The following is a 26673-nucleotide window of genomic DNA, read 5'->3' on the forward strand; positions in this document are numbered from 1 at the left end:
GACGTGACAGTTTGTTCATGCATACCGCATTAAACGCCCTTCGACGGACGCCATGTATATTCATCGGAGTATATTCGTCGGACATCCTCATCACGAAAGGCGTTTCCGCCCATGTGGCGCGCAATCGTTGAAACCGCCCTGCTCTTCCTCACGCCCTTCGTCGCCTATGCGCTTTTCCATTCTTTGCAGCTTCGCTGGCCTTTCGTGCGCGAGCTCTGGCATGGCAAGATCGTATCGCTGCTGACGATCGCGGGCCTCGTCGTCGCGATCGTCGGGGTCGTGGCGCTCGGCTTCACGCGGCTTAACCAGGGCGCTTATGTGCCGGCCCATATTGAAAATGGAAAATTAAAGCCGGGCCGTTTTGAATGAAGGCTGCGCTGAGACTGCTTGACGATCCCCGGCTGGCGACGCTGTTTGCGGCGCTCTCGAAGACGGGCGCCGAAACGCGCGTGGTCGGCGGCGCCGTGCGCGACGCTATGCTCGGTCTGCCGCCTCACGAGATCGATCTCGCCACGACCGCTTTGCCCGACGCCGTCCTTGCGGCCGCGCGCGAGGCCGGCCTGAAAGGCGTGCCGACCGGCATCGAACATGGCACGGTGACGATCGTCGTCGCGGGAACGCCCTTTGAGGTCACGACGCTGCGTGAGGACGTCGAGACCGACGGCCGCTTCGCTAAGGTGCGCTTTGGCGGCGATTTCGAGCAGGACGCGAAGCGGCGCGACTTCACCATCAACGCGCTGTCGCTCTCTTCCGATGGAGAAATTCATGATTATACGGACGGCCTCGCCGATATCGACGCGCGGCACATCCGTTTTATCGGCGACGCGGCGACGCGGATTCGCGAGGACTATCTGCGGATCCTGCGCTTCTTTCGTTTCAACGCCTCTCATGGCGAGGGACCGTTCGATCGCGAGGGCCTGCATGAGTCGATCGTCGCGCGGGAAAATCTGTCGCGCCTGTCGCGCGAGCGCATCCACGCCGAACTGATGAAGCTGCTGCTCGCGCGCCGGGCGCCGGACGTGCTGCGCGCCATGTCGCACGCCGGCGTCATCGAAGTCATTCTCGGCATCGGCTATCCCTCTCGACTGCAGCGACTCGCCGAACGCGAAGCGGCCTTAGGCAAACCGGCGGACGCGGTCTTGCGGCTTGCCGCCTTTTCGGTGCTGACCGCCGAAGACGCCGAGCGGCTGCGCGAGCGCCTGCGGCTCTCCAACGACGAATTCGCGCGGCTTGCGGCGGCGGCGCAAACGCTCGCGCCCTTGCATGGACGCGAGGCTCCGCCGCCGACGTCGCATCTGCGCGAAATGCTGTTCCTGTGCGGCGCGCGCGCGGCGGCCGATGCGCTGGCGCTCGCGCATGCGGAAAGCGCCGCGGCGGCGGACAATCCGGAGTGGCGGGAGGCCGCGCGTTATCTGGACGAGACGCCCGCGCCCGCCTTCCCCATCAAGGGCGCGGATCTCATCGCGCGGGGCGTCGCGCCGGGCAAGCAATTGGGCGACGCGCTTAGAACGCTGCAAGCCGAATGGATTCGCGCCGGCTTCCCGCGCGACCCCGCCGTCGTTCTGCAGCTTCTCGAAAACGCCATGGCGAACAGCGGCCGGGAGGCGCGCTAGCGCCCGCCACTAGCCGGCCTCCGCCCGCGCCAGCCGATCAAAGATCCCCAGCACCAGCGCGCGCTTGTCGAAATTGAACACCTCGGTTTCCCTGGCGGCGTCGCGAATGGCGTCCCAGGCGCTCGCGTAGCGGGCGAGTCTCATCGGGGCGGCGCCGGTCTGCGCGAGCGCGCGGACGCGGGAGTCGAGATGGCGCTGCGTCGCGCGCATGAAGGTCTCATAGGCCGCTTCATTGTCGCGGCCGGTAAGCTTGTCGGCCAGCATATGCGCGCCGAGCCAATCGACCTGCGGCAACCTGTCGAAAAGCCGGCGCACGGCGGCGTCGAAGGCGACGCCGTCATCGCCGAGCAGCCGCAGCGCCTCCCGCACCGAGCCCTCGGCGCGCGCGGCGGCGACGAGCAGGTCTGATTCAGGCGCCTGCGACCAGGGGGACCCGAGACTTTTCACGGCGGCGATCGTGTCTTCCGGCGACAACGCGCCGAGCATCAGTCTGCGACAGCGCGAACGGATCGTCGGCAGCATGCGGCCGGGCTGATGTGCGATCAGCAGAAACAGCGAGCGCTGCGGGGGCTCCTCAATGAGCTTTAAAAGCGCGTTGGCGCTGGCGCGATTGAGATCGTCGGCGCAGTCGACGATGGCGATCCGCCAGCCGCCGGTTCCCGACGCCTGATGGAAGGCTTGAATAACCTTTCGCACGTCCTCGATGCGAATTTCGGTGAAATGCTTTTTGGTCTTGTCGTTCCAGGCGCGGCGCAGCAGAAAAATATCGGCAAGCGCCATTGAGGCGATCCGCCGCGCCGCCGGATGGTCGGCGGGCACCGCGAGGCTCTCCGCGGACTGAACCGCCGCGGCGGCGGGTTCGGGATGCGCCAGGAGAAACCGCGCCAGGCGCCAGGCGAGCGTCGCCTTGCCGACGCCTTCCGGCCCGCCGATAATCCACGCCTGCGCCATCTTGTTGCGGCGGTAGGCGTCGAGAAATTCATGCTCCGCCGTGGCGTGACCGAAAAGCCCCAGGGTCTCCCGCGGATGCGGGGCCTTGTCGTAACGATCGCTTTCCGGGTTCCCCTCTTCGCGGCTCATTGCGCGGCTTGTGCGGCGTGCGCCAGGAAGCGGTCGTGAACGAGACGCTGCACCGCACGCGCGACGTCGTCGATGGTCATGGAGGCGTCAATCACGCAGCAGCGCTCCGGCTCGCTCTCGGCGATGTCGAGGAAGGCCTGCCGCAGCTCCTCGTGAAAGGCCGGCGCTTCGCTTTCGAAACGATCGACCGCTTCGCCATGCCGCCGCGACGCCGCCCGTGTGAGGCCTTCTTGCGCCGGCAGGTCGAGCATGATCGTCAGATCCGGCCGCGCATCGCCCACCGCCGCGCTTTCGAGCAGCGCCAGAGTTTTGGCGTCGACGCCGCCGCGCGCGCCCTGATAGGCGCGGGTCGAATCGGCGAAGCGGTCGCACAGCACCCATGCGCCGCGCTTCAAGGCGGGCGCGATCAGCGTCTCGACGTGATCGGCGCGCGCCGCCGAGAACAGCGCCGCCTCGGCGAGCGGACCAAGCGGCGCGGCGCGTCCCGAGAGCAGGAAGGCGCGCAGCTTCTCGGCCTTTGGCGTGCCGCCGGGCTCGCGCGTCGTCACCACCTCGAAGCCGCAGTCGCGCAAATGCTCGGCGAGCCTTGCAAGCTGCGTCGACTTGCCGACGCCCTCGCCGCCTTCGAAGGTGATGAAGCGGCCTTTTTCGGGCGTCGCCTGGAAAGTCATTTCTTGCCGGAGAGTTTCTGGTGAATGGCCGCGGCGGCGGATTCGTAAATAGCGTCGAAGGCGCGCCGCGGCAGCGATCCCTGCTCGACCGATTCCGCAGTCTGCAGCGGCTGTTCGAGCACGACGGAGTTTCCGCGCTTCACTTCGAGGCGTCCAACCGTTGCGCCCGCCTCGACCGGCGCCAGCACCGGGCCTTCGTAAATGATCTTGCCCATCAGCCGCTCGTTCGCGCCGCGCGGCAGAAGCACCTTGATGTCCTCTTTCGCCGTCAGCTCGACAGAGCCCTTCGTTCCGCCATAGACCTGCGCAGGCCCAATGGGTTCGCCGGCCTTGAACAGTTCCTTCTCTTCGAAGTTGCGGAATCCCCATTGCAGCAATTTGCGCGCTTCTTCAGCCCGCTCCTTCGAACTCCTCGCGCCGTAAACGGCGACGATCAGGCGTCGGCCGTCCTGCGTGGCGGAGCCCACTAAGCCGTAGCCGCTGTCCTTATCGATGTTGCCGGTCTTTAAACCGTCAGCGCCGATGCTCATCGTCAGCAGCGGATTGCGGTTCTGCTGGCGAATCTTATTCCAAGTGTACTCCTTCTCGCCAAAATACCGGTAATACTCGGGGTAGGTCTTGATCAGGTGCGCCGCGAGCTTCGCCATTTCGCGCGCCGTCACCTTTTGATCAGGACCGTCCATGCCCCAAGGATTGCCGAAGCGTGATTTGACAAGGCCAAGCTCGGCGGCGCGCTTGTTCATCCGCGTCACAAAGGATTCTTCGGCGCCCGCGAGGCCTTCGGCGAGCGTAATCGCGGCGTCGTTGCCGGACTGGATCACCAAACCTCGAATGAGATCCTCGACCCGCACGCGACTATTGAGCGCGAGGAACATCGCCGACCCGCCAGCCGGCGCTCCGCCAGTGCGCCAGGCGTGCTCGGAAACCGTGAATTCGTCGTCGAGCTTCAATTTTCCTTCGGCCAAAGCCTGAAAGATCAGCTCCGCCGTCAGAATTTTGACGGTCGATGCGGGCTTGGCGTAGTCGTCCGCGCCTTTCTCGAACAGGACGGTGTTCGTGCCAGCGTCGATCAGAATCGCGCTCGGGACGCTCGTTTGAAAATTCTGGGCGCGCGCCGGCGCTGCGCCAAGCGCCCACAATGCGAAGACGATCAGAATAAGGTGCAGCCCGGGAAATTTCGGCAAGGCGCGCTCCCGTTATTTACGCCGCAGCGCGGCAAGCCGGGAGAAGATGGCGCGCGACGCCGAAAATTGCAATCACGGCGTGGGGCGGCTCAGTTCGCTCGAACCGAGGAATTCAGCGCCTGTCGGATGGCGTTGCGAGCGGAAGCTTGACGGGCGCCGAATTGCGCGGGCCGCACTGGCGGCAGCGGCGCCACAACTTTCCTGACCTTCTGGGTGGAAGCGACGGGTTCTTCGTCGATGCTGGCTTGCTCCCGCGAGGGAGGCAGGGGCGCGTCGCTCTCCTGCTTGGCATAGGCCCGCATCTGGTCATCCGACGCCTGCCCGTTCTCATAGGCGACGCGCGCCGCGAGTTCGGCGACTTCCGCCCTTTCATCATAGCGCATCGCACGCGCCGGGTCCTCATTCGCCGCCGTCATCACCGGCGCAGGAGCGTCGATCTGCGCGGGTTGGCCATCGTCCCGCAGGGTCGCAAGAAGTTTATCGTCGTCGTCTCCGTCGAGATCGGCGCGCCCAACCCAATCCACTTTGACGCGCGTCGTGCCGACGCCGTGAAAATCAAGCGCATGAGCTACGCGCTGGGAGACGTCCATTACGCGTCCGCCATGATAGGGTCCACGATCGTTGACGCGCACCACGATCGAACGGTCATTGCGTAAATTGGTGACCCGCGCATAGCTCGGCAGCGGCATCGTGGGATGGGCGGCGGAAATCGACGCCCTGTCGAATATTTCGCCATTGGCGGTGCGTCGCCCATGGAAATCCGAGCCATACCAGGAAGCCGTTCCTGTCGCCGTATAGGGCCTCTCGCTCGGATAATAGGTTCGGCCGGCGATCTTATAGGGCTTGCCGACCATATAGGCGCCGCCGCCCTTCGGCACTTCTTCGCCCTCGGCAATGACCCGCGGGCTGGGACGCACCCCGTAACGCGGGTCGATCTGACCGAATCCGCCGAGGCCGGCGCTTCTATGCGATCCCGTGGTCGAAGAGCATCCGGCGAGCGCGCCGAGACAGACCAGGGGCAGCAGTTTGGAAAGGATGATTGAGGAGCGAACCAGCGGACGCGGCGCATGAGCAGCGTTTTTAAAGACGACAAATCGCATCCAGACGGTCCTTGCCACCAACTTCGATCCGCCGCCGACTGCACTGAAGCACGCCCCATAAGCGGCGACGCTTCCTTCATTTTTCGCGCGACGGGGAACCGCCGCGCGGCACAACCCGCGGAGTGTCTCGTTGATGTGTGAAGTTGTCGTTAAACGCAGTTACGCTGGCGTCAGCAGGCGTCGCGAATGAGACCAAAATGCGACACCTGCCCTCTAAAAGCATGCGCGCACCGAGATTGAAAACAGATGTGGCCCTGGCGCCACAGTCCTCTCGGCGTCATCGAACGCGCGCGAGGTCGACGATTCGCGTCTCGACGCGCTCTATGCCGCGAAAGACGTTGCGCGACAGTTTCGCCGCGACGTGAAGCTGTGCGCCGTCCCCCCTCAAGAGCGCTTCGCCCAGCGGCGAATGCACGGCGCGAAAGGCGATGGCGTCAACGGTCGCGCCGTCGCGTGAACGCAAACGGGCGCGCACATGATCGGCCCCAACCGTCTGAGCGAATGTTACCTGCTGCTCAGGCAGAGCAAACAGAGGTTCGGGGTTGCCCTGCCCGAATGGACCGGCTCGCTCCACCCGTCGCAGCAGTTCGAGACAGACTCCTCGTCCGGCGACTGCCGCATCAACAACCAGCGCGTCGTCGAGACGCGCGGCTTCGACGGACGCCGCCAGCGCCTCGTCGAGAAAGGCGCGAAAGTCGTCGATCTTGTCGCGGGCCAAAGTCACGCCGGCGGCCATCGCATGGCCGCCACCCTTGACCGCCAAGCCCAGATCGACGGCGCGGCGCACCGCCGCTCCGAGGTCGACGCCACTTAAACTCCTACCCGAACCTGTTCCATATTCTCCATTGAAAGCAATAACAAATGCTGGAGTGTTAAAGCGTTCCTTTAAGCGCGATGCGATCAGCCCGACAACGCCCGGATGCCAATCCTGGCCGTGCACGACGAGACAGGACAGGCGATTGGAGCCCGCCACTTGCGCTTCCGCCTCGGCCACCGCCTGTTCCAAAATCATCCTTTCGACGACCTGCCGTTCGCCATTCAGCCGGTCCAGCTCGAGGGCGATGCGACGCGCTTCCACGCCGTCAGCGAGGGTGAGGAGCCTCGCGCCGAGGCCAGCGTCGCCGATCCGACCCCCGGCGTTAATCCGCGGCCCGAGCGCGAAGCCAAGATGATAGGCGCGCGGCGGCCCATCCAATCGGGCGGCGTCCATCAGCGCGGCGAGCCCCGGACGGGATCGCGCCGCCATCACCATCAGACCCTTGGCGACGAGCGCCCTGTTGAGCCGCGCCAGCGGCGAGACGTCGGCGACTGTCGCCAGCGCGACGAGATCGAGCGCGGCGAGAAGATCCGGCTCCGGTCGATCGTCGCTCCACCAGCCGCGCGCGCGCAGCGTCCTCGACAATCCGACGAGGACAAGAAAAACGACCCCTGCGGCGCAGAGCGCCCCCTGCCCCGAAAGATCATCAAGCCGGTTGGGGTTGACGACCAGCGCATCCGGCAGGATTTCCGGCGCCTGATGATGGTCGAGAACGATCACATCGAGGCCAAGCGCGCGCGCGACGGCGAACGCCTCGTGACTCGAGGTCCCGCAGTCGACGGTCGCCAGCAGAGTCGCGCCGCGCGCCGCGAGATCGCGGATCGCCTCGACGTTCGGCCCATAGCCCTCGATGATCCGGTCGGGAATATGGAGCAAGGGCTCCGGCGCGCCGGCCGCGCGCCAAAAGTCGATGAGCAAAGCGGAGGAGCAGGCGCCGTCGACGTCATAGTCGCCAAAAACGGCGATCTGCTCGGACTTTTCAATCGCGTCCGCGAGCCGGTTGGTCGCGGCGTCCATGTCGCGCAGCGACGACGGGTCCGGCAGGAGGTCGCGCAGCTTGGGATCGAGATAGCCAGCGGCGTCGGCGACCGTCACGCCGCGCCCAGCGATCACCCGCGCAAGGAAATCGTCGATCCCGTGCGCCTGGGTTAGCGCGAGCGCCTGCGCCTCGCCTCGAGCGTCGAGCCGCCCGCGCCAACGTCGGCCGAGCACGGAACGCTCGACCCCAAGAAAGGCGGGAACCATCGAATCGGACATTGATGCCTCAGATCGAATCGCTAAGCGGTGGCGACGAGTGACGCAAGCTGTTCCGATGACCCTGACGGCGGGAATGCCCGAGTGGCGCCACACCCTATCAATTTGACGTCCTGGGAATTCACTTGACATCACTGTCCATTGGCAGCGTCATATGCTGGTGGAAAATTTCCAATCCAATCCGTTTTGATGAGGCGAACGTTCGACTGAAGTTTGTAGATTTTTCGCGCACTTAAAGCCTTCGCGCCTACAGCTTCGTCGGATTGCATAACAGGAATTGTGCGGAGGTCTTATGGAGACCAAGAAGCTCGCGACGGGCGCCGCCCCTCGCAAACTCAGCGACTATCTCGCGCGAGCCCGCGACAAAGCGCCAGCGCACGCTGGTCATGGCGCGGGCGGCGCCCAGTCAGTGCGCAAGGATAGCTATCGCGGCCACGAGATCGAAATCGTCACGACCTACAAGATCCTGGTCGACGGAAGGAAAATCCGTGCGCCGCTCGGCGTCGACGCCTCCGGCCAGGTTCATTGTCATTCATTGCCGAACTACCAGACCGCGTCGGCGGTCGACATGGTGCGGGCGCTGATCGACGGCTTTCCCGAGGAGTTCGAGCGAAAGCCGGCCCGGGCAAAGCGCCAGCCCACAGCCAGCCGCAAGCGCCGGCCCGCTCCTGCGCGCAAAAGCAGGCCCGCCGGCAAGAAAGGTTCAAAACACGAGCATTGATTTTTCAGGCGAGCATTGATTTTCAGGAGAGAGACGATGGCCGTCGTCCGAAGCAACATTTCAACGAACCAAGGGGTTCGAGACCAATATATTGAAGGCGTCAAACTTTTGAAAAATGAGGCGTCCGGCCGAACGACCGATGAATTCGGCATTCCCGGCGCGGCGCGCTCAGTGAGCACCTACGATCTTTTCGTGGTCTGGCACGTCACCGCAATGATGATCGAGACGCCGCCGGGAAATCCCGCGCAACGGAACGCGGCCCACCGCGGGCCAATTTTCGCGCCATGGCACCGTGTGATGCTGATGGTTTTCGAGCAAAACCTCCAGCGGGTCCTGGACGACGCGAATTTTGGTCTGCCCTACTGGGATTGGGCGGAAGACGGCGACCTGCCGCCACAGGAGCAGAGCGCGGCCACGATCTGGGGCGCTGACTGCATGGGCGGCGAGGGAAATCCGGTCTCTACCGGCCCGTTCGCGTTTCGCGCTGACGATCCATCCGCGTTCAGAGTGCGCATCTCCACGAATATTTCCGGAGAGTTGCGTTCGGTGAACCGCGGCCTCCGACGGGCCTTTGGCGTGAGCGCCGACGCGCTGCCGAGAACGGCGCATGTGACGAATGCGCTGGCGCTATCGCCCTATGATTCGCCCGATTGGGACGCCGACGCGAACAGCTTCCGTAATCGGATCGAAGGGTGGATGAACGACGACGGCGTTTCCACGACCTGGCTGCACAATCTCGTCCACGTCTGGATTGGCGGCGAGATGTTGCTTGGCTCCTCGCCCAATGATCCGGTTTTCTTTCTCAATCATTGCAACATTGATCGCCTTTGGGAGAGCTGGATGTCCCGAAATGGGCGCGTCTACGTTCCCGATATGGAGGCCGGCGCGGATCTCAAGGGTCACCGCATAGACGATCCGATCAGCTCGCCGCTCGGTCGCGGCGCCACTCCGCGCGAGACTCTCGACGTGAGCGAAATTTATGAATATGACGCGCTCCTCTGAGCGCCAAAGTTTATTGATTTTTAATTGAATTCGGATCGGCGATGGCGCTCAAATCCACTCATATTATTTTCGTGCATGATTTCTTCGGCTGGGGGCCTCAAGAGTTCGGACTTCCCTATTGGGGCGACGCGCTCGATGAGGTCGGCGAACCCTTCGCGGTTCACGAAGCGAAGGTAGGTCCGGTCAGCTCCTTCCATGATCGCGCCTGCGAGCTATTCGCTCAGATTGCCGGCGGACGCGTGGACTATGGCGCCCGGCATAGCGATGAGGCCCGCCACGCCCGCTATTCGCGCGAATATGCGGACCCTTTTGCGCCCGGTTGGTCGGCGGAGAACCCGGTGATCCTCGTCGGCCATGGCGCAGGCGCCCAGACCGCCATGCAGTTGCAGGCGCTGCTCGCAAGCGATTTCTGGGAGCGCGGAACCAACGCCGACTGGGTGGAAGGGGTGATCAGCGTCGCCGGCGCCATCAACGGCTCACTGCTGCCGTACGGCTTCGGCTGCGACCGTGAAGACGGACGGCTCAAGCGCAGGCCGAGCCGGTTCATTGCGGAATCATTCAATTTTCTCGGAATGGCCGCCGGCGTGCCGAGCGCCATGCGCAAGCCCTTCGATCTCCATCTCGACCAATGGACCGACGGCGAAGCCGACGCGAAAGCGGCGATGGCGCGTCTGGACGCTGGCGCCTTCGTCGCCGGCGAGGACAATCTCGCCTTCGACATGACGCTGCAGGGCTGCCGCAAGGCCAACGCCCGGTTCAGATCGCATCCGGGCACCTATTATCTGTCGCTGGTGACCAACGCCACGCATGTTCGCGCATCTGGCTTTTTCAGCAAGACCTGGCGGCCCGACCCGACGATCCATCCCATTCTCTGGCAGCCAGCGCTCTACCAGGCGCGCGAGGCCAACTTCGCCAAGGCGCCGATCATCGGTTGGGGCGGCGGCGACCTTTCGCTGCCGCAGTGGCGGCCCAATGATGGCGCGGTGAGCGTCATCTCACAAAGATATCCCTTTACGGCGCGGGAAGAGCCGCTGGGAGGCGAAGGCGTTTTCAAACGCCAAAGACTCAAGCCGGGGCGCTGGTATTACGAATATCTCGACAAAGCCATCGGACAGCGGTTCGACCATTTCGACGCGGTGGTCGGCGCCCGGCTCAAACCGTGGGTTCCAGGACTACGCGACGCGCATCGGGAGATCTATCTGAGGCTCGGCGAGACCTTGCGCAGCCTCTAGCCTGGTCTGAAGAGCGGCTAATGCAAGCCGCCAAAGCCTGCCGACCGAAGCGCGTCCATGACGCCGTTGAAGATCAACGATACGCCCATCGCCGAGACGAAGAAGCCGACGATCCTGGTCGCCGCGTCAATCCCCAGCGGCCCCAGCATCGTGGTCAACCGCGTCGCGAAGGCGAGGCACGCGTAAGTGACGCCCACGGCGAGAAAGATCGCGCCGAGGATGACGCCGAACGCCAAGGCCTCGTGGGACGAGTGCTCCACGGTGGCCATCATCCCGAGCACGGTGGCGATCGGGCCGGGGCCGATCATGAGCGGCATCGCAAGCGGCATGAAGGCGATATTGCCCGTCGATCGGGCAAACGCCGGCGTTCCGTCGCCGTCCGACGAGGGTAAAAAAAGCTCAAAGCCGATCTTCATCAGCACGATCCCGCCGGCGATGCGCACCATGCTGAGCGAGACGCCGAAGATTTTTAAGATCACCGCGCCAAAGAACAAGAAGAAGAGGATCAGCAGAAGCGCATAGAGACAGGACATGAAGGCCACGCGACCGTGCTCCTGGCTGCTCTTATCGCGCAGGAGCAGAAGGAAGACCGGGAGCACCTCAAAAGGATTGATGACCGCCAGCAGCGTCGTGAACGTCGAGAAAAAGAGCGTCAACTCGGTTCTGAAAACTCCGGCGCCGATGTCCGAGACGAGACTGCTGTTCATAAGGCCTTCTCATTGGCGTTGCGCTGCGCCAACATGCGTGGCGGGTATGGCGGCGTGGCGGCGCGACCTTATTGCGGCGGGCGCCGCCGCTCAAGCGCCGCACTGGAGGTCGCGCTGATTTTGTCAGCATTCGCTTGGATTTGTGTCTCACGATGGAATTGACCCATGACCGACGCGATTCGGCTCACCCATTCCTCTGGCGACGGCGCGGAGATCCTGGCTTTCGGCGCGGAGCTTTCGAGCTGGCGCGCACGGGGAGTCGACATGATCTGGGCGAAGAACCCTAAGGTCTGGGACCAGACCGCGCCCGTGCTGTTTCCTGTCGTCGGCTGGACGCGCGACGGCCGCGTGCGCGTCGAGGGCGAGACCTATCCGCTTGCTCTCCATGGCTTCGCCTGGAAGAAGCGCTTCGACGTCGCCGAGCGGCGCGACGACTATTTGCGCCTCGCGCTCGTCGACGACGCTGAGACCCGCGCGCTCTACCCCTTCGCCTTCCGGTTCGAAGTGGAGTTCCAGCTTCGCGCCGGCGCGCTCGAAAATGCTCTCATCGTCACGAACGCCGACTCGCGGCCCCTGCCCTACGCCTGCGGCTTGCATCCCGCCTTTCGCTGGCCGCTCGCCGATTCTTCCTCGCCGCATGCGATCATGTTCGAGAAGGCCGAGCGCGCTGAAGTTCCTATCATCGGACCGGGCGGGCTTTTTTCGAAACCCATCCGCAAAACGCCGCTTGTCGGCCGGCGACTGCCGCTCGAACCGGAAATGTTCACCCGCGACGCGCTGTGCTTTCTCAATCTTGCGAGTCGCAGCCTCGTTTTTGACAATGGCGAAGGCGCGCGTCTTTCGGTCACGCTCGATGATTTCCCCCATGTCGGATTTTGGACGCTGCCGCCTGCTCCTTACCTGTGCATAGAGCCATGGACGGGCCATGGCGATCCGGACGACTTTTATGGCGATCTCTATGAAAAGCCCTCGATGCGAGTTTTGGCGCCGGGCGCGCAGGCGCGGCATGGCGCGATTTTCGCCTTTGAGCGGGAGCCGCCGGTCGGCTAGGAACGAACCGCCACTCGCCAGGAATCATCAATGACCGTCGCCTCCAGCGTCATCGAAGCCATCGGGCGCACGCCGCTCATTGAATTGCACGGCGCCTCGAAGGCGACCGGCTGCCGCATTCTCGGCAAGGCCGAATTCATGAACCCGGGCGGCTCCGTCAAGGACCGCGCGGCGCTGTCCATCGTCGAAGACGCGCGCGCGAAAGGGTTGTTGAAGCCGGGAGGAACGATCGTCGAAGGCACCGCCGGCAACACCGGCATCGGGCTCGCGCTCGTCGCGAACGCGCTCGGCTTTCGCACGGTGATCGTGATTCCCGAGACTCAGAGCCAGGAAAAGAAGGACATGTTGCGCCTGCAAGGCGCGCAGCTCGTCGAAGTGCCGGCGGTTCCCTACGCCAACCCCAATAATTATGTGAAGCTTTCCGGGCGTCTCGCCGAGCGCCTCGCCAGGGAAGAGCCGAACGGCGCCGTCTGGGCGAACCAGTTCGACAATGTCGCCAACCGCGTCGCCCATCTGACCACCACCGGGCCCGAGATCTACGAAGCGCTGGAGGGCGCGGTGGACGCCTTCATTTGCGCCTGCGGCACCGGCGGCACGCTCGCCGGCGTCGGCATGGCGCTCAAGGAGAGAAACCCTGACGTGAAGATCGGGCTGGCCGATCCGTACGGGGCGGCGCTCTATTCCTATTACACGACCGGCGAGTTGAAGGCCGAGGGCTCATCCATCACCGAGGGAATCGGCCAGGGTCGGATCACAGCCAATCTCGAAGGCGCGCCGGTCGACGTCGCCTACCGCATCCCCGACGACGAGGCGCTGCGCATCGTATTCGATCTCGCCGAGCAGGAGGGCCTGTTGCTGGGAGGCTCTTCGGGAATCAATATCGCGGGCGCCATCAGACTGGCGCGCGATATGGGGCCCGGCAATACGATTGTAACCGTGCTGTGCGACGGCGGCGCAAGATACGCCTCAAAGCTCTTCAACGCCGACTTCCTGCGCAGCCAAAACCTGCCGACGCCGCCTTGGCTCGAAGGCGCCGTCGCGATGGATCCGGGCTTCGTTTAGCCCTCTATCAGTTCCGCGGGCGCGGGCGCCGCCTTGGGCTCGGCTTCCCGCTGCGGAACGAAATTCTCGCGACGCACGAAGAGCACCTTTCGTAGCTCTGCCTCCCCGACCAGCTTGGCGAATTCGCGGAAGCCAAAGAAGGGGATCAGCGCGGCGAAGGTGACCAGTCCAACTGACAGTAGCGTGCGCAGATTGTCGAGATTCACAGGGTTATGGTCCGCATGGGCGGGCCAGAAATGCTCCAGCAGCGCCTGCTCGAGAATGTCCATGTCGATGAGCAGCACGCCGAAAAGAAACGACTTTACCAGGATCGGAACGATCAGCGGCATCGTGTCGAAGACGCGCCAGACCCCGAACTTGTTGGCGACAAACAGCACCTTCGCGAACGCAAGCGCCTTGGCGGCGGCGAAGCCCTGATGCTGCACGATATGCGCTTGCGACAGGACAACCGATTTGTGCACGCCGAGCACGGCGAGCAGGAACCACACGTAGAGGAACACCGGGTAAAAGGCCTTGGCTTCCTCCTTCACCTTGCTCGTCAATCCCTTTTTTGTCTGCTCGCTCATGTCCCATCCCGCGCCGGTCTCTTCAGCCTTGGCTGCGCGTCAATTTAGCTGCGCGATTCGTCCTTGGCTATCGCATCGGCGCGCGCCAGATCCTCCGCTTGGTTGACATTGAAGAAAGGGTCGTAGGGCTCGGTCGGCCATTCGACGACCGCATTCGCATAACGCCCGATGAAGGCTGACACTTTGCGCTCGTCTTCCGCAACGAGCGCGCGCCGCAAATCCTCGCGCAGCGCGACCGGCCACAGCGCCACGGCGTGATGGGTTCGCCCCTTCGACGCGGCGACGATGATCACGGTGCCCGTGCGACTTCGCGCGGCTTCAAGCCGCGAGAGGAGATCGGCGGGCAGGAACGGGGTGTCGCCCGGCGCGCTCAGCACATGCGCCGCGCCTTTCGCCGCGCCAAACTCCATGCCGGCGAGAACGCCGGCGAGCGGGCCCGCGAAACCTTCAACGCTGTCGCAGATGACGGGCAGTCCGAAAGCGGAAAAGCGTGCGGGGTCGCCGTTGGCGTTGATCGCGAGACGCCCGCACTGCGGCTTCAGGCGATCGATCACATGCTGAAGGATCGGCCGGCCGGCGATCTCGACGAGCGGCTTGTCGCCCCCGCCCATGCGCCGCGCCAACCCGCCGGCGAGGATGACGCCAAGGCAGTCGTTCATGCGCTGTCCGGTTTGGTTTCAAAGAGGGGCGCCATTATGTTCGTTTCATAATCCTGAGCGCCGCTCGCGCAAGGGGCAGCCTTCCGAGGGAAGCACATGATCTCGCGCCGCCGACTCGTCGTTTCCGCCTTTCTGTTCGTTTCCGCGATGGGTCGCTCGGCGCCGCATCGGTGCTCGCGTCGCGCGGCGAAGATCTGAGCGCGGTCGCGACGACGATGGCCGCGTTCGGTCTCGGCGCGGCTGCGCCGCTGATGTTGCTTGGAGCCCTGTCGCGGCAAGCGATGGCGCGTTGGCGGGACCGGCTGCTGACCGTTGGAAAACAGGCGAAGCAAGCGCTCGGCGCGTCGCTCGTGCTGATTGGCGTGTTGATCGTGTCAGGCTACGACAAGACGTTGGAGACGGCGCTTGTCACGGCTTCGCCAGAATGGTTGACGCAGTTAACGACGCGTTTTTAGCGCTTCGCCAAATCAATACGGTCGATGCTCGAGATGCTAACCTTGCCGGGTCAGCGCAAGACGCTCGATGCAAGCAAACCCAGGCAAAAGCAGACGCCGCTCTGGTATTGGCGGTTGCGCGGTCGGCGCGCCAAGTCTCGGAACGCCGCATATTCCTAAAATTTAGTTTATTTTCCATTGCGTATAGAGGCTATCCGTTTAGGCAATTCTTAAAGCGGCGCCTCTATAAAGACGCTACAACGTGGCTGTTTGAGTAGCGAGTGAGTGAGATGACCGAGACGCACCGTCCCCGTGTCAAATATGTCATCGGTCCCGATGGCAGTCCGCTGACCATTGCGGATTTACCCCCCGCTTCGACCAAACGCTGGGTGATACGGCGTAAGGCGGAAGTGGTGGCGGCGGTGCGCGGCGGCCTGCTCTCGCTCGATGAAGCCTGCAGTCGCTACACGCTGACGGTGGATGAATTCCTGAGCTGGCAGATGTCGATCGACCAGCACGGCCTCGCCGGACTGCGGACCACGCGGCTTCAGCAATATCGCATGTGAACGCGGCGACACGCCGAGACGTTCGAAACGCCGGTCTGCGATGGCCGGCGTTTTTTTATTTTTGAGGCTGTTCCTCTATCCGGCGCCAGCGCTCGACGAGTTTCTTGCGTTCGAAGAGCGCGACGACGACGAGCGCGATCAGCAGCGGGACGATGAGATAGAAGAGTCGCCAGACGAGCAGCGCAGCCAGGACCTTCAGCCGCGGCACATCCGGCATGACATTGATGAACAGCAGCTCGAAGACGCCGAGCCCGCCCGGCGCATGGGACACCAAAGCCGCCGAAAAGGACAAGAGGAACGCGCCGAGCACGATGAGAAAGCCAGGATTGCCCTGCTCCGGCAGCGCGAAATAGATGATGCCGGCGGCGCCGATCAACTCCAAGGGAGCCGCGAAGAGCTGGCGCAGCATGATGCCGGGGCGCGGATAGAGAATTTCGAAACGCCCGAACAGCCGGATCGCGCGGAAATGCATGAGCGATCCGAGAACGTATAGAACGACGAAGGCCAGGCAGGACAAACCGACGACGAGCGCTGTGCTCGGGTTTGTAAGTATGTCCGGAAGGAAGCCCGACAGTCTTTGCATGATCGCGGGGTCATAGGTCAGCAAAAGGCCGGCGAGCAGCACATTGCCGAAGCCGAACGTGTAGGAGCACAACACCACCAGCGTGGCGACCTGCGTCGCTGTCAGCCCCTTGGTGGAATAGGCGCGATAACGCACCATGGCGCCCGAGAAAACGCTTGCGCCGATGTTGTGCGACAAGGCGTAGGTCGTGAACGAACAGACCGAGATAAACAGCCAATTGATGTGTTTGACGCCTAAGTGCAGCAGCGCGATGCGATCGTACCAGGCGAGCGCCGCATAGGCGACAAGCGTCGACAGCCCAGCGAGCAGATAGCGGCTTGTTGGAATGGCCTGGAGATTGGCCCAAACCTCGGCGCCGACCGATTCTCCCTTGAATTCGTGATAGAGAAGGAAAAATGAGGCGACGACCGCGACCAAGCCGACGGCCGGCCAAAAATATTCCAGCAGTTTTCTCATGCGGCCCGTCGCGTTAGATTTCACCGTCGATCATCGAACCGGCCGCAGCTGGCCGCACTCTCCCTCGCATGGAGGACCCGGCGCCCGCAAGCCCCGCTCCATGACCGCCTGGTAATGAGCGCTTGCGGCGAATCAATGGAGGGCGAAATGCAATTGCTATCGCGGATCAAGGGCTTAATCCTGGCGCCGCAGACCGAATGGGCAAAGATCTCGGAAGAGGAGACGTCCGTCTTCGATCTCTACCGCAATTATATTGCGATATTGGCGCTGCTTCCGCCGTTCGCGAGCTTCTTCAGCTCGTGGCTTTTCGGCTTTTCCTACGGCTCGCAAGGAATCATGCACCCGACGTTCGCGGGCGGGCTTTATCGCGCCTTCGTTCAGTATCTGCTGAGCCTGCCGGCGATTTTTATCGTCGCCTTCGTCCTATCGGCGATTGCGCCGCATTTCGAAGGGAAGACCGACGACCGCCGCGCCCTGATGCTGACCGCCTATTCCTACACGCCGGTCTGGCTCGCCTCGCTGTTCGGCCTGATTCCCGGCCTTCGATGGCTGGACGTGCTCGGCTTCTATGGAATTTATGTTTTCTCCGTCGGTCTGCCGCCCATGATGCGCGTGCCCCGGGAAAATCTCGACGTCTTTACCCTCGCGACGCTGTTTCTCGTCGTCGCGACCGCCGCGCTGCACGGCTGGCTGGTGCATCTCATCGCGCCGCAGCAGCTGATCTAGCGCCAACGCTCCGCGGCCGCTTCGTCCTCGGATGTCGCGCTGACCCAGTCGCCGGGCGCGCCATCCGCGCGGCGCTCCTTTTTCCAGAAGGGCGCGCGGGTTTTAAGAAAATCCATCAGAAACGCCGCGGCGGCGAAAGCGTCAGCGCGGTGGCGCGCCGCCGCGAGCACCAGAACGATCTGTTCGCCTGGTTGGATGCGGCCGAAGCGGTGAATGACGGTCAATCCCTGCAAAGGCCATCGTTCGAGCGCTTCGTCGACGACGCGACGGATCTCGGCCTCGGCCATTCCGGGATAATGTTCGAGCTCCAAAGCCTCGAGCGCGCCGTTCTCGTCCCTGCAGAGGCCTAGGAAGCTGACGAGCGCGCCGATGTCTCGCCGCCCCCGCGTCAGCAGCGCCTGTTCCCGCCCAAGATCGAAATCTTCCGCTTGCACGCGCACCGCCGGAGTCGGCTGCGGCGCCATCTCAGCCGCCCGTCATCGGCGGGAAGAAGGCGATCTCCCTTGCTGCGCCGATTGGCGCATCAGGCGCCGCATGCGTCTTGTCGAGGGCCGCGCGGATCGTCGCCGGGTTGGCGAAAGCGGCCGCATATCCCTCGTCACGCGCGGACAGCCATTCGATCAGCTCACGGACCGTGACCACTTCACGCGGCGGCGCGATCTCCTCTTCCGCCAGACCGATGCGCTCGCGCACCCAAGCGAAATACAGCGCCTTCATGTCGCCTCGTCTTCTCCGAAATGGTTCCACGCCGACTGCAGGTAGTCGAACCCGGTATAAAGCGTCAGAATAGCCGCGGCCCACAAGAGCGCCGCGCCGATCTTGACCGTGCCGGGGAGAACGACTTCGCCGGCCGGTCCGGCGATCAGGAAGCCGAGCGCCACGAGCTGCGCCGCTGTTTTCCATTTGGCGATCGCGGAGACGGGCAAGTGCACCTTGAGTTCGGCCAAATGTTCCCGCAAACCGGACACCAGGATTTCACGACACAGAATGATGATCGCCGCCCAGATCGTCCAGCCGGCGACCGTTCGATCGGCGACAAGCGCCATCAGGGTCGTCGCGACGAGCAATTTGTCCGCGATGGGATCCAGCATCCGCCCGAGCGGCGACTGCTGCTGCCAGATTCTCGCGAAATAGCCGTCGAGAAAGTCCGTCACCCCGGCGGCGATGAAAATGCCGAGCGCGGCCCAGCGCGCCCAGTGCTCCGTAAAGCCCAGGAGCAGCCCCGCCACCACCGGGACGGCGGCCATGCGGCCATAGGTCAGCAGATTAGGCAGCGCCAAGGCTTGAGAGCGACGCTTGGCGGTGAGGGCCGTCTGGGACATACCGCAAGGGAATATGTCCCCCGTCCCCAATGTCAATAGAAAGGGCGTCGCCGCCGGGAATCGCTTGCGAAATGCGAAGTCACTCGCGGTCGATCGCGAAGGCGCCGGGCCCGGCCGCTGCAAAGAACAGAAATACAAAGCAGTAGAGCGCGGCGAGCTCGCCCTTGTTTTGGAGCGGCCACAGATCCTGGCCGGCGTGGAAAAGGAAGTAAGCGACCGCCATCTGGCCGGAAAGGATAAAGGCGACGGGCCGCGTGAAGAGGCCGAGCAGCAGCAGCAGTCCGCCGAAAAGCTCAAGGACTCCAGCCGCGCCCAAGAGCGAGAACAGCTTCAAATTGTCGAACATCGCGACATGCGGGACGCCGAAAAGCTTGGCCGCGCCGTGCTGCATGAACAGCAAAGCGGCGGCGATGCGCAGCAGCCCCTGCGCGTGCGGGGCGAAGCGTTGGGGAATAATCCGCAGAGTCATGGAATTGGCCTCCTAAAGTATCGTCGCAATTTCATCACAAGCGAGCCGCGGGCCGCGAGGATAGAGCTTTGCGGGATCACCGTATCCGATGTTGATCAGAAAATTCGACTTTATCCGCGTTCCTTGGAAGAATTCCGCGTCGACCTTCGCCCTGTCGAAACCGCTCATCGGTCCGCAATCGAGACCCACCGCGCGCAGCGCGAGAAGAAGATAGGCGCCCTGCAGCGAGCCGTTGCGAAAGGCCGTCTCTTCGATCAGCGTCTTATTGCCGACGAACCAGGAGCGCGCGTCCGTCGCCGGATAAAGGTGTGGGAGACTCTCCGGGAAATCGAGATCATAGCCGACGATCGCCGTGGCGGGCGCGGCCATGGTCTTCGGACGATTGGCGTCCGACATCGCTGGGGCGAGCCGGGCCTTCGCCCCCGGCGAACGCACGAAGACGATGCGCATCGGCGAGCAGTTGGCGCTTGTCGGCCCCCATTTGGCGTAGTCAACGGCAAGTTCGAGCAGGCTGTCCGGCACGTCTTTGGGAAGCCAGCCATTGTGGGTCCGCGCTCCCGTAAAGAGCTGCTCCAGCGCTTCGGGCGCAACCGGACCCGGAGCGTGCCTCTCGATCGTCGTCATCGCATTCCCCCGCAGGTCTAGATGTCGCGCCCCTCGACTTCGATATGCAGGCGCTCCTCGACTTTGCGAAGCGACTCCTGCTGGGGCGAGATCGCCAGCGACTTCCGATAGGCGGCGAGCGCCCCTCTCTTGTCGCCGGTCTTCTCCTTGAGCGCGCCAAGAGCGGCGAGCGCGTCAAAACGCTTCGGCTCAAGCGTCGACGCGGTCTCGAGGTCGGCGATCGCGCCGCTGTCGTCCCCCTGCTCCGCCCGCACCTTGGCGCGCTGAACATAGCCCTCCGCCCATTGCGGCGAGAGCGCGACCACATAGTCGAGAAGCTTCAGAGCGAGAGGCGGCGCGCCGGCCGCGTCCGCCGCAAGGGCGCGCGCCGCAAGCAGGTTGATCGTGTCCGACTCCGAACGCGCCCAGCGGCTGACGATCGCCGCCGAAACGCCCTTCGCCTCCCGCTCGTCTTCGGCCTGCTCCAGGCGAAGATAAAGCCGCGCCATCTCTTCGGCCCGCTGCTGGTCGGGGTCTTTGGGCGGCGGGGGCGGCGCTGCGGCGGCCGGCGCGCGCCGCTCTGGATCAAGATCGCGACCGCCTTGTCCGGGGCCGAGCGCGCGGGTCCCAGGGGGCAGCGGAATCCTTCCAATCCCAGGGATGAAAAGGAAATCGCCCTCTTCCTCGCCAAATGATTCGATCGACGGCGTCTCCGAAGCCTGCGCCAGCGCGACTCCGGCCGGCAGGGCTCCAAGAAAGACCACGATCGTCAGCGGAAGAAGCAGCGGCGTTCGCATTGCCGCTAACATAGCGCAGGTCAACAGAAACGGCCACAGAGCCGAGCATTAGATTAACCATTTGTAAGCCACGACTCGACCCACGCGCGGCGAATTCATCCTGCGTTCAGGCGAGGCGCCCGAATCCTTGGCGCGCTAGTTAAGGTTGTTAGGAAACCCTCGCGCTTATCGCGACAACAACGCTGCAGCCCGTTTTAACCGCGGAGCTCTTGGAGTTGGATCGATGATTGATAAGATACGCCGTTTGCTGCAAGAGCACGGCCGTCTGCATACCCCGGTGGAACATCTGTCTGATTCGGACGATCTCTACAGCGCAGGGCTGACGCCTTTTGCCGCCATCCGCACGATGCTCGCGCTGGAAGAAGCCTTCGACGTCGAATTCCCAGTCTCCATGCTCCGGCGGCAAAGCTTCGCTTCGATTGCCGCCATTCAAGACTGCGTCAGCAAGTTGGCGCCGTCGGCGGAGCGCCGCGCCGCTTAAGCAGCGCGCGCTTCAGGTCATGCAGGGCGCAACAGCTCGCGCCCACGCTGACCTTGTCCTGCTCGGCGCACGCGCAGGGCTAAACGCTGCGAAAGCCGCGGCTTCGGCTGCTCCAACCGCAGTTGCGGCGGCTCCTTCGCTGCGATAGTCGTCTTTGGAAAGGCTCGAATGACGAGCCTTCGCGACGGCGAGAGTTCCATGCCTCCTTATCATTCACGCACGACGACCCACGGCCGCAACATGGCCGGCGCGCGCGGCCTCTGGCGCGCGACAGGCATGAAAGAGGAGGATTTCGGCAAGCCGATCATCGCGGTCGCCAATTCCTTCACCCAATTCGTTCCAGGCCATGTGCATTTGAAGGATCTCGGCCAGCTCGTCGCCGCCGAAATCGAAAAGGCCGGCGGCGTCGCGAAGGAATTCAACACCATCGCGATCGATGACGGAATCGCTATGGGCCATGACGGGATGCTCTATTCCCTGCCCTCGCGCGATCTCATCGCCGACAGCGTCGAATTCATGGTCAACGCGCATTGCGCCGACGCGCTGGTCTGCATTTCGAATTGCGACAAGATCACGCCGGGCATGCTGATGGCGGCGCTGCGCCTCAACATTCCGACGGTGTTCGTTTCCGGCGGTCCGATGGAGGCCGGCAAAGTCGTGCTGGCTGGCAAGGAGCACGCGCTCGATCTTGTCGATGCGATCGTCGCCGGCGTGGACGACACGGTCAGCGAAGCGGACGTCGCCACGATCGAGCGCTCGGCCTGTCCGACCTGCGGATCATGCTCGGGCATGTTCACGGCGAACAGCATGAACTGCCTGACCGAGGCGCTGGGGCTGTCGCTTCCCGGCAATGGTTCGATTCTCGCGACCCATGTCGATCGCCGGCGCCTGTTCGTCGAAGCCGGCCATCTCATCGTCGATCTCGCGCGCCGCTACTATGAGCAGGACGACGAAAGCGTGCTGCCGCGTTCGATCGCGAGTTTTGAAGCCTTCGAGAACGCCATCACGCTCGACATCGCCATGGGCGGCTCGACGAATACTGTGCTGCATCTTCTCGCGGCGGCGCATGAGGCGCAGGTCGATTTCACGATGGCCGACATCGACCGCCTGTCGCGGCGGGTGCCGGTGCTGTGCAAGGTCGCGCCCTCCGCCCCCGACGTTCATCTCGAAGACGTGCATCGCGCCGGCGGCGTCATCGCGATTCTCGGCGAGTTGCTGCGCGCCGGATTGCTGCACGGCGAGCTTCCGACCGTCCACAGTCCTTCGGTCAGCGACGCCGTGGCGCGCTGGGACATCGCCGTCACGCAGAGCGAAACCGCGCGCACGTTCTTTCGCGCCGCGCCGGGCGGCGTGGCGACGCAAGTCGCGTTCAGCCAGGACCGCCGATATCGGGAGCTCGACGCCGACCGCGAAAAAGGCGCAATACGCGACGCGGCGCACGCCTTCTCCAAGGATGGCGGCCTCGCCGTGCTCACCGGCAATCTCGCCATCGACGGCTGCATCGTGAAAACGGCCGGCGTTGACGATTCGATCTTGAAATTCGCCGGCCCCGCCAAGGTCTATGAGAGTCAGGACGCGGCGGTGTCGGGCATTCTGACGGGCGACGTAAAGGCTGGCGAGGTGGTCGTCATCCGCTACGAAGGCCCGCGCGGCGGACCCGGCATGCAGGAAATGCTCTATCCGACGAGCTATTTGAAATCGAAGGGACTCGGCAAGGCCTGCGCGCTGGTGACGGACGGAAGATTTTCCGGCGGCACGGCCGGGCTTTCGATCGGCCACGTCTCTCCTGAGGCGGCCGAGGGCGGCGCGATCGCCTTGGTCCGGGACGGCGACAGGATTGAAATCGACATTCCGGCGCGCCGGATTACGCTCGCTGTGAGCGAAGACGAACTGGCGACGCGGCGGGCCGAACAGTCCGCGAAAGGCTTCGCTCCGGCCAAGGCGCGGCCTCGAAAAATCACGACGGCGCTGCGCGCCTACGCCTCGATGACGACGAGCGCGGCCAAAGGCGCAGTGCGACAGGTCCCCTGAACCTTTCGCATTTAGGACGTGCGTCGTAGAGTGGCGCGCCGTCCTCCAGTCGCCGGAACAAAATGTCTCCGACACGTAAATTCGTCGCTTCTGGACTGTTTGGCATCGCGTTAGGATTCGCAGTGCTAGCGCTCGCCAGCTATGTGGCCGTGCGCGCTGAATTCCAGCGCCGCACAGCTGGCGCATGGCTGCGCCACACTATTCATGTGCAAAGCGATCTTTATCAGCTTTATGGACTGCTGCAGGCCGCCGAGAGCGGTCAGCGCGGTTTTATCATCACTCAAGACGAACGCTATCTCGACGCCTGCGCCGAAGCGGTGCGCAAACTGCCCGTCGTCGTCGATCGCCTTTCCGAGAGCGTAAGAGACAATCCCAAGCAGCTCGAGGCTGTCGCGGAAATGCGGCCGCTGCTTGGCGCAAGGGTCGAGATCATCGATGAGGCGATCGCCGATATGCGCGCGCTCCGGGTCGACAAGGCCATGCAGCTCGTCAAGTCCGGGCGCGGAAAGGCGCTGATGGACCGGCTCCACGCCATCATCGACGCTATGACTGAAAATGAGCGCAATCGCAGCGAGGAGCGCGAGCGCGAACTCAACGCGGCCGGCGGCGAGTTTGACGCGGCCGTTTGGGCGCTCGGCGGCATAATCTTCGCGCTTGGCGCATTTTCGCTTCTCAATGCGCAAAAGCAGATGCACGCGCTGCAAATGTCACGCGACTCGTTAAAGACCGCCTACGACCAATTGATTGGCGAAACGACGCGCCGCGAAGCGCTCGAGTCGCAGTTGCGGCAGTCGCAAAAACTCGAAGCGCTCGGCCACCTGACCGGCGGCATCGCGCATGACTTCAACAATATGCTCGGCGTCATTGTCGCAAGTCTGCATCTGCTGCGACGAAAGCTTGCGGATTCGAACGGAGATTATGTTCAACTGATCGATTCAGCGATGGACGGCGCCGATCGCGCCGCCGCCATGGTGCGCAGGCTCCTTGCATTCTCGCGCCGCCAGCCTTTGTCGCCGCGCCCGCTCGACCCCAACAAATTCGTCTCCAGCGTTTCGGACATGGTGCGCCGAGCCCTCGGCGAGAAGATCGAACTCGAAACTGTTCTCGCCGGCGGCCTGTGGGCGACGAAAATTGATCAGCACGAATTGGAAAGCGCCATCGTCAATCTCGCGGTCAATGCGCGCGACGCCATGCCGGATGGCGGCAAGCTGACGATCGAGACGGCCAACTGCTATCTTGACGACGCCTACGCCAGCGAAAACATGGAAGTGAACCCTGGCCAATATGTGATGATCGCCGTGACCGACACGGGTCAAGGCATGCCGCCCGAGGTCCTGTCGCAAGCGTTCGATCCGTTCTTCACCACGAAGCCCGCAGGCAAGGGTACGGGACTCGGCCTCTCGCAGGTCCATGGATTCGTCAAACAATCAGGCGGCCAGGTCAAAATCTATTCCGAGCCCGGACGCGGAACATGCATCAAGCTCTATCTGCCGCGCTTCAATAACGTCGAAGCGCCCGCCGAACTGCCTCTACCGCGTCCTAGACCTCTCGAACTTCCACTTGGAAGGCCGGACGAACTTGTGCTCATCGTCGAAGATGACGACACGGCCCGCCGGGTGACCGCGCAGGGCGTGCGAGAATTGGGCTATTCGGTTCTGGAGGCCGAGAACGGACGCGCGGCGATCGACATTATTCGCCGTCGCGCCGACATCGCCCTGATGGTCACGGATGTGGTTATGCCCGATATGGACGGCGCCCGTCTCGCGCGCGAGGCGGTGTTTCGCCGACACAGCCTGCGCGTTCTGTTCATCACCGGCTATACGCGCAACGCCATCGTGCACAACGGCGTTCTCGACAAGGACGTCAAGCTGCTCACCAAACCGTTCACCTTGGAGCAGCTGGCGGTGAAGATGCGCGAGATTCTGGATTCGAGATAGCCGGTGGTCAGTCTTCGGCTTTGAGTGGACGCATCAGCAGCGCTTCGATGGCGCCGTCGACGCTTAGCCGTGAGGAAAGAATGGCGTCAACGGCCTCGGCGATCGGCAGCTCGACGTCATGCGCGCGCGCCATTTCCACCATGACGCGCGCTGTAAAGGCGCCCTCCGCAAGCTTGCCATGCGTGGCGTCTTCCACCGACTTTCCCTGCCCCAGCGCTTCGCCAAGCGCAAAGTTGCGCGACTGCGCCGATCCGCAGGTGAGCACGAGATCGCCCAATCCTGAAAGACCCATCAACGTCTCTTGACGCGCGCCCAGCGCGCGCCCGAGACGCATCAGCTCGGCAAATCCGCGTGCGATGAGCGCCGCCTGCGCGCTCGCGCCGAGCCCGCGGCCGTGGCTCATTCCTGCGGCGATGGCGAGAACGTTTTTCGCTGCGCCGCCGATCTCGGCGCCGCGCACGTCGGTCGAGCGATAAAGCCGAAACGTCTTCGTCGAAAGCTCTTCACTCAGGCGCCGGGCCAGCGCTTCGTCATGCGCCGCGAGAGTCACCGCCGTCGGCAATCCCCTGCATACGTCCGCCGCGAAGCTTGGTCCCGAGAGCACGGCGACGTCGGCTTGGGGCAGTTCTTCGCTCGCGACTTCACTCAGAAATTTGTGGCGGTCGCGTTCGATCCCCTTGGCGCAAATCACAAAGGCGGCGCGCTCGCGCATATGCGGCCGCGCGGCGCGCGCGGTCATGCGGATCGCTTGTGCAGGCGTGACGGCGAGTACGATTTCCGCCTCACGCACGACGGAAATGTCGCTCGTCGGGGCGACGGCGGCGGCAAGCGGCAGACCCGGCAATCGGCGCGTGTTCTCGCGGTCGCGCGCCAGGGCTTCGGCGGCCTGAGGATCGTGCGCCCATAAGGGCACGCGCGCGCGGCCTTGCGCGGCGACATTGGCGAGGGCGACGCCCCAAGCGCCGGCGCCGAGAACAGCGACAGTCGCGCGCGTCATCGCATGCCCATCCGCTGATTGTCCGGACGCGACCACAGCCTTTCAAAAGTTTGATGAAACCGCGCCGCGGCCTGTGGGCTCTCGATCACGATCAAATCATTGTCCTGATAGACTTCGCCGGAGACGCTGAAATTCGCGGAGCCGCTCCGCAAGACGCGACCGTCCACCTGATACGATTTCAGATGCATCAGATCGCGCGAGCGGCCTTTGCGGCGCACTTCGACGTTCGGGGCGTCGGCGATTTCCTCGATCGCCGCCGCGCCGCGCCGCATTTCCTCGCCGTCGAGATAGATCCGCACCTTGACGCCGCGCATGGCCGCGCGGCCGAGCGCCGTCGTCAGAGAGCGGTCGGTCAGAACATAGGCGGCCATGTCGATCGAGCGGCGCGCGTCGTTGATCAGCCGCCCGTCGACCGCGCCGAAACCGTCGCCGGGCCCGTAGAACACGCGCACGCCCGCGAAGGTCGGCTCTTCCGCGAGCAGTCCGGCCGGCTGCGGCGTTGGCGCAAGCGTCATGGCCGCAAGCGCCGCTGAAAAAAGGAGCCGCATCAAAC

At 63.7% G+C, this 26673-nt stretch carries 29 protein-coding genes and 1 pseudogene; 13 read left to right on the top strand and 17 right to left on the bottom strand.

Features of this window, described 5'->3' with window-relative positions:
- Window positions 1-111: 111 nt before the first annotated feature.
- Both IYW40_RS06565 and IYW40_RS06570 read left to right on the top strand, forming a co-directional pair.
- Entirely contained in the window at window positions 112-369 is a 258-nt protein-coding gene (locus tag IYW40_RS06565) for a DUF6111 family protein (RefSeq protein WP_196399908.1), read from the top strand.
- Window positions 366-1613 (top strand): CCA tRNA nucleotidyltransferase, encoded by a 1248-nt coding sequence (locus tag IYW40_RS06570; protein WP_196399909.1) that lies wholly within the window; start codon window positions 366-368, stop codon window positions 1611-1613. Before IYW40_RS06565 ends, IYW40_RS06570 begins: the two co-directional genes overlap by 4 nt.
- Window positions 1614-1622: 9 nt before the next feature.
- On the opposite strand, the gene IYW40_RS06575 is transcribed toward IYW40_RS06570, so the two are convergent.
- The 5 genes from IYW40_RS06575 to recJ all read right to left on the bottom strand — a co-directional run bounded on the left by IYW40_RS06575 (window position 1623) and on the right by recJ (window position 7722).
- The gene (locus IYW40_RS06575; protein WP_196399910.1) at window positions 1623-2693 is read right to left on the bottom strand and encodes a DNA polymerase III subunit delta'; all 1071 of its coding nucleotides are present in this window, start codon (window positions 2691-2693) and stop codon (window positions 1623-1625) included.
- The gene (gene tmk, locus IYW40_RS06580; RefSeq protein WP_196399911.1) at window positions 2690-3364 is read right to left on the bottom strand and encodes a dTMP kinase; all 675 of its coding nucleotides are present in this window, start codon (window positions 3362-3364) and stop codon (window positions 2690-2692) included. The genes IYW40_RS06575 and tmk overlap by 4 nt, the downstream gene beginning before the upstream one ends.
- Complete coding sequence (locus IYW40_RS06585) at window positions 3361-4548, bottom strand: D-alanyl-D-alanine carboxypeptidase family protein (RefSeq protein ID WP_196399912.1); 1188 nt, start codon at window positions 4546-4548, stop codon at window positions 3361-3363. Before IYW40_RS06585 ends, tmk begins: the two co-directional genes overlap by 4 nt.
- A gap of 89 nt (window positions 4549-4637) precedes the next feature.
- On the bottom strand, window positions 4638-5648 hold the full coding sequence (locus IYW40_RS06590; RefSeq protein WP_196399913.1) for a septal ring lytic transglycosylase RlpA family protein: 1011 nt from the start codon (window positions 5646-5648) through the stop codon (window positions 4638-4640).
- 277 nt (window positions 5649-5925) lie between these two features.
- Window positions 5926-7722, bottom strand: a complete 1797-nt coding sequence (recJ, locus tag IYW40_RS06595; RefSeq protein WP_196399914.1) for a single-stranded-DNA-specific exonuclease RecJ — start codon at window positions 7720-7722, stop codon at window positions 5926-5928.
- A 289-nt stretch (window positions 7723-8011) separates the two neighbouring features.
- Here recJ and IYW40_RS06600 point away from each other — a divergent pair, with 289 nt between their 5' ends.
- From IYW40_RS06600 to IYW40_RS06610, 3 genes are read left to right on the top strand one after another with little or no spacing between them, the layout of a single operon-like run.
- Window positions 8012-8440: a hypothetical protein gene (locus tag IYW40_RS06600; protein ID WP_196399915.1), complete on the top strand. Its 429-nt coding sequence runs from the start codon at window positions 8012-8014 to the stop codon at window positions 8438-8440.
- 36 nt (window positions 8441-8476) lie between these two features.
- Window positions 8477-9442 (top strand): tyrosinase family protein, encoded by a 966-nt coding sequence (locus tag IYW40_RS06605; protein ID WP_196399916.1) that lies wholly within the window; start codon window positions 8477-8479, stop codon window positions 9440-9442.
- A 41-nt stretch (window positions 9443-9483) separates the two neighbouring features.
- Entirely contained in the window at window positions 9484-10674 is a 1191-nt protein-coding gene (locus tag IYW40_RS06610; RefSeq protein WP_196399917.1) for a hypothetical protein, read from the top strand.
- Window positions 10675-10691: 17 nt separating this feature from the next.
- Here IYW40_RS06610 and IYW40_RS06615 read toward each other — a convergent pair whose 3' ends face one another.
- Window positions 10692-11381: a MarC family protein gene (locus IYW40_RS06615; RefSeq protein WP_196399918.1), complete on the bottom strand. Its 690-nt coding sequence runs from the start codon at window positions 11379-11381 to the stop codon at window positions 10692-10694.
- A gap of 165 nt (window positions 11382-11546) precedes the next feature.
- Here IYW40_RS06615 and IYW40_RS06620 point away from each other — a divergent pair, with 165 nt between their 5' ends.
- Together IYW40_RS06620 and IYW40_RS06625 are read left to right on the top strand one after the other, a co-directional pair.
- Window positions 11547-12431: an aldose 1-epimerase family protein gene (locus tag IYW40_RS06620; protein ID WP_196399919.1), complete on the top strand. Its 885-nt coding sequence runs from the start codon at window positions 11547-11549 to the stop codon at window positions 12429-12431.
- Between the two features lie 30 nt (window positions 12432-12461).
- Window positions 12462-13493: a cysteine synthase A gene (locus tag IYW40_RS06625; RefSeq protein WP_196399920.1), complete on the top strand. Its 1032-nt coding sequence runs from the start codon at window positions 12462-12464 to the stop codon at window positions 13491-13493.
- Here IYW40_RS06625 and IYW40_RS06630 read toward each other — a convergent pair.
- Both IYW40_RS06630 and mobA read right to left on the bottom strand, forming a co-directional pair.
- Window positions 13490-14059, bottom strand: a complete 570-nt coding sequence (locus IYW40_RS06630; RefSeq protein WP_196399921.1) for a hypothetical protein — start codon at window positions 14057-14059, stop codon at window positions 13490-13492. The genes IYW40_RS06625 and IYW40_RS06630 overlap by 4 nt on opposite strands.
- 44 nt (window positions 14060-14103) lie before the next feature.
- A complete protein-coding gene (mobA, locus tag IYW40_RS06635; protein WP_196399922.1) occupies window positions 14104-14718 on the bottom strand; it encodes a molybdenum cofactor guanylyltransferase MobA in 615 nt (204 codons plus the stop codon).
- A gap of 152 nt (window positions 14719-14870) precedes the next feature.
- On the opposite strand from mobA, the pseudogene IYW40_RS06640 reads away from it, so the two are divergent.
- Together IYW40_RS06640 and IYW40_RS06645 are read left to right on the top strand one after the other, a co-directional pair.
- A pseudogene (locus IYW40_RS06640) lies at window positions 14871-15173 on the top strand (cytochrome c biogenesis protein CcdA); the annotation flags it as partial.
- 269 nt (window positions 15174-15442) lie between these two features.
- The gene (locus IYW40_RS06645) at window positions 15443-15718 is read left to right on the top strand and encodes a DUF1153 domain-containing protein (RefSeq protein ID WP_014889772.1); all 276 of its coding nucleotides are present in this window, start codon (window positions 15443-15445) and stop codon (window positions 15716-15718) included.
- A gap of 55 nt (window positions 15719-15773) precedes the next feature.
- On the opposite strand, the gene IYW40_RS06650 is transcribed toward IYW40_RS06645, so the two are convergent.
- On the bottom strand, window positions 15774-16757 hold the full coding sequence (locus IYW40_RS06650; RefSeq protein WP_196399923.1) for a UPF0104 family protein: 984 nt from the start codon (window positions 16755-16757) through the stop codon (window positions 15774-15776).
- A 147-nt stretch (window positions 16758-16904) separates the two neighbouring features.
- On the opposite strand from IYW40_RS06650, the gene IYW40_RS06655 reads away from it, so the two are divergent.
- Window positions 16905-17483 carry a Yip1 family protein gene (locus tag IYW40_RS06655; RefSeq protein WP_246720684.1) on the top strand — a complete coding sequence of 193 codons (579 nt, stop codon included), beginning with the start codon at window positions 16905-16907 and terminating at the stop codon, window positions 17481-17483.
- Here IYW40_RS06655 and IYW40_RS06660 read toward each other — a convergent pair.
- The 6 genes from IYW40_RS06660 to IYW40_RS06685 all read right to left on the bottom strand — a co-directional run bounded on the left by IYW40_RS06660 (window position 17480) and on the right by IYW40_RS06685 (window position 20674).
- A complete protein-coding gene (locus IYW40_RS06660) occupies window positions 17480-17947 on the bottom strand; it encodes a molybdenum cofactor biosynthesis protein MoaE (RefSeq protein WP_196399925.1) in 468 nt (155 codons plus the stop codon). The two genes, IYW40_RS06655 and IYW40_RS06660, sit on opposite strands and share 4 nt — an antisense overlap.
- A 1-nt stretch (window position 17948) precedes the next feature.
- A complete protein-coding gene (gene moaD, locus IYW40_RS06665; protein ID WP_014889776.1) occupies window positions 17949-18200 on the bottom strand; it encodes a molybdopterin converting factor subunit 1 in 252 nt (83 codons plus the stop codon).
- A complete protein-coding gene (gene pgsA, locus IYW40_RS06670; RefSeq protein ID WP_196399926.1) occupies window positions 18197-18805 on the bottom strand; it encodes a CDP-diacylglycerol--glycerol-3-phosphate 3-phosphatidyltransferase in 609 nt (202 codons plus the stop codon). The genes moaD and pgsA overlap by 4 nt, the downstream gene beginning before the upstream one ends.
- A gap of 79 nt (window positions 18806-18884) precedes the next feature.
- Window positions 18885-19274, bottom strand: coding sequence for a DoxX family membrane protein (locus IYW40_RS06675; RefSeq protein WP_196399927.1), 390 nt, complete (start codon window positions 19272-19274; stop codon window positions 18885-18887).
- 12 nt (window positions 19275-19286) lie between these two features.
- Window positions 19287-19898 carry a malonic semialdehyde reductase gene (locus IYW40_RS06680; RefSeq protein ID WP_196399928.1) on the bottom strand — a complete coding sequence of 204 codons (612 nt, stop codon included), beginning with the start codon at window positions 19896-19898 and terminating at the stop codon, window positions 19287-19289.
- 17 nt (window positions 19899-19915) lie between these two features.
- Entirely contained in the window at window positions 19916-20674 is a 759-nt protein-coding gene (locus IYW40_RS06685; protein ID WP_196399929.1) for a hypothetical protein, read from the bottom strand.
- A gap of 223 nt (window positions 20675-20897) precedes the next feature.
- On the opposite strand from IYW40_RS06685, the gene IYW40_RS06690 reads away from it, so the two are divergent.
- The 3 genes from IYW40_RS06690 (at window position 20898) to IYW40_RS06700 (ending at window position 25123) form a co-directional block, all read left to right on the top strand.
- Entirely contained in the window at window positions 20898-21155 is a 258-nt protein-coding gene (locus tag IYW40_RS06690) for an acyl carrier protein (RefSeq protein ID WP_196399930.1), read from the top strand.
- Between the two features lie 198 nt (window positions 21156-21353).
- Entirely contained in the window at window positions 21354-23186 is a 1833-nt protein-coding gene (gene ilvD, locus IYW40_RS06695; protein WP_196399931.1) for a dihydroxy-acid dehydratase, read from the top strand.
- 122 nt (window positions 23187-23308) lie between these two features.
- Window positions 23309-25123: a CHASE3 domain-containing protein gene (locus IYW40_RS06700; RefSeq protein ID WP_348644248.1), complete on the top strand. Its 1815-nt coding sequence runs from the start codon at window positions 23309-23311 to the stop codon at window positions 25121-25123.
- 7 nt (window positions 25124-25130) lie between these two features.
- Here the strand turns inward: IYW40_RS06700 and IYW40_RS06705 are convergent, their stop codons facing one another.
- Window positions 25131-26120, bottom strand: a complete 990-nt coding sequence (locus tag IYW40_RS06705; protein WP_196399933.1) for an NAD(P)H-dependent glycerol-3-phosphate dehydrogenase — start codon at window positions 26118-26120, stop codon at window positions 25131-25133.
- The gene (locus IYW40_RS06710; protein ID WP_196399934.1) at window positions 26117-26668 is read right to left on the bottom strand and encodes a phospholipase D-like domain-containing protein; all 552 of its coding nucleotides are present in this window, start codon (window positions 26666-26668) and stop codon (window positions 26117-26119) included. Before IYW40_RS06710 ends, IYW40_RS06705 begins: the two co-directional genes overlap by 4 nt.
- Window positions 26669-26673 lie beyond the last annotated feature (5 nt).

The organism is Methylocystis sp. H4A, assembly GCF_015709545.1.
GTDB classification, from domain to species: domain Bacteria; phylum Pseudomonadota; class Alphaproteobacteria; order Rhizobiales; family Beijerinckiaceae; genus Methylocystis; species Methylocystis silviterrae.

Excerpts from the sequence above, each read along its gene's own strand:
- moaD (WP_014889776.1), bottom strand. The coding sequence starts at position 18,200 with ATGAAGGCGCTGTATTTCGCTTGGGTGCGCGAGCGCATCGGTCTGGCG.
- IYW40_RS06680 (WP_196399928.1), bottom strand. The coding sequence starts at position 19,898 with ATGACGACGATCGAGAGGCACGCTCCGGGTCCGGTTGCGCCCGAAGCG.
- recJ (WP_196399914.1), bottom strand. The coding sequence starts at position 7,722 with ATGTCCGATTCGATGGTTCCCGCCTTTCTTGGGGTCGAGCGTTCCGTG.
- tmk (WP_196399911.1), bottom strand. The coding sequence starts at position 3,364 with ATGACTTTCCAGGCGACGCCCGAAAAAGGCCGCTTCATCACCTTCGAA.
- IYW40_RS06610 (WP_196399917.1), top strand. The coding sequence starts at position 9,484 with ATGGCGCTCAAATCCACTCATATTATTTTCGTGCATGATTTCTTCGGC.
- IYW40_RS06590 (WP_196399913.1), bottom strand. The coding sequence starts at position 5,648 with ATGCGATTTGTCGTCTTTAAAAACGCTGCTCATGCGCCGCGTCCGCTG.
- ilvD (WP_196399931.1), top strand. The coding sequence starts at position 21,354 with ATGCCTCCTTATCATTCACGCACGACGACCCACGGCCGCAACATGGCC.
- IYW40_RS06645 (WP_014889772.1), top strand. The coding sequence starts at position 15,443 with ATGACCGAGACGCACCGTCCCCGTGTCAAATATGTCATCGGTCCCGAT.
- IYW40_RS06690 (WP_196399930.1), top strand. The coding sequence starts at position 20,898 with ATGATTGATAAGATACGCCGTTTGCTGCAAGAGCACGGCCGTCTGCAT.
- IYW40_RS06655 (WP_246720684.1), top strand. The coding sequence starts at position 16,905 with ATGCAATTGCTATCGCGGATCAAGGGCTTAATCCTGGCGCCGCAGACC.
- IYW40_RS06605 (WP_196399916.1), top strand. The coding sequence starts at position 8,477 with ATGGCCGTCGTCCGAAGCAACATTTCAACGAACCAAGGGGTTCGAGAC.
- IYW40_RS06630 (WP_196399921.1), bottom strand. The coding sequence starts at position 14,059 with ATGAGCGAGCAGACAAAAAAGGGATTGACGAGCAAGGTGAAGGAGGAA.
- IYW40_RS06710 (WP_196399934.1), bottom strand. The coding sequence starts at position 26,668 with ATGCGGCTCCTTTTTTCAGCGGCGCTTGCGGCCATGACGCTTGCGCCA.
- IYW40_RS06650 (WP_196399923.1), bottom strand. The coding sequence starts at position 16,757 with ATGAGAAAACTGCTGGAATATTTTTGGCCGGCCGTCGGCTTGGTCGCG.
- IYW40_RS06685 (WP_196399929.1), bottom strand. The coding sequence starts at position 20,674 with ATGCGAACGCCGCTGCTTCTTCCGCTGACGATCGTGGTCTTTCTTGGA.
- IYW40_RS06615 (WP_196399918.1), bottom strand. The coding sequence starts at position 11,381 with ATGAACAGCAGTCTCGTCTCGGACATCGGCGCCGGAGTTTTCAGAACC.
- IYW40_RS06620 (WP_196399919.1), top strand. The coding sequence starts at position 11,547 with ATGACCGACGCGATTCGGCTCACCCATTCCTCTGGCGACGGCGCGGAG.
- IYW40_RS06565 (WP_196399908.1), top strand. The coding sequence starts at position 112 with ATGTGGCGCGCAATCGTTGAAACCGCCCTGCTCTTCCTCACGCCCTTC.
- mobA (WP_196399922.1), bottom strand. The coding sequence starts at position 14,718 with ATGAACGACTGCCTTGGCGTCATCCTCGCCGGCGGGTTGGCGCGGCGC.
- IYW40_RS06705 (WP_196399933.1), bottom strand. The coding sequence starts at position 26,120 with ATGACGCGCGCGACTGTCGCTGTTCTCGGCGCCGGCGCTTGGGGCGTC.
- IYW40_RS06600 (WP_196399915.1), top strand. The coding sequence starts at position 8,012 with ATGGAGACCAAGAAGCTCGCGACGGGCGCCGCCCCTCGCAAACTCAGC.
- pgsA (WP_196399926.1), bottom strand. The coding sequence starts at position 18,805 with ATGTCCCAGACGGCCCTCACCGCCAAGCGTCGCTCTCAAGCCTTGGCG.
- IYW40_RS06625 (WP_196399920.1), top strand. The coding sequence starts at position 12,462 with ATGACCGTCGCCTCCAGCGTCATCGAAGCCATCGGGCGCACGCCGCTC.
- IYW40_RS06570 (WP_196399909.1), top strand. The coding sequence starts at position 366 with ATGAAGGCTGCGCTGAGACTGCTTGACGATCCCCGGCTGGCGACGCTG.
- IYW40_RS06575 (WP_196399910.1), bottom strand. The coding sequence starts at position 2,693 with ATGAGCCGCGAAGAGGGGAACCCGGAAAGCGATCGTTACGACAAGGCC.
- IYW40_RS06660 (WP_196399925.1), bottom strand. The coding sequence starts at position 17,947 with ATGGCGCCGCAGCCGACTCCGGCGGTGCGCGTGCAAGCGGAAGATTTC.
- IYW40_RS06675 (WP_196399927.1), bottom strand. The coding sequence starts at position 19,274 with ATGACTCTGCGGATTATTCCCCAACGCTTCGCCCCGCACGCGCAGGGG.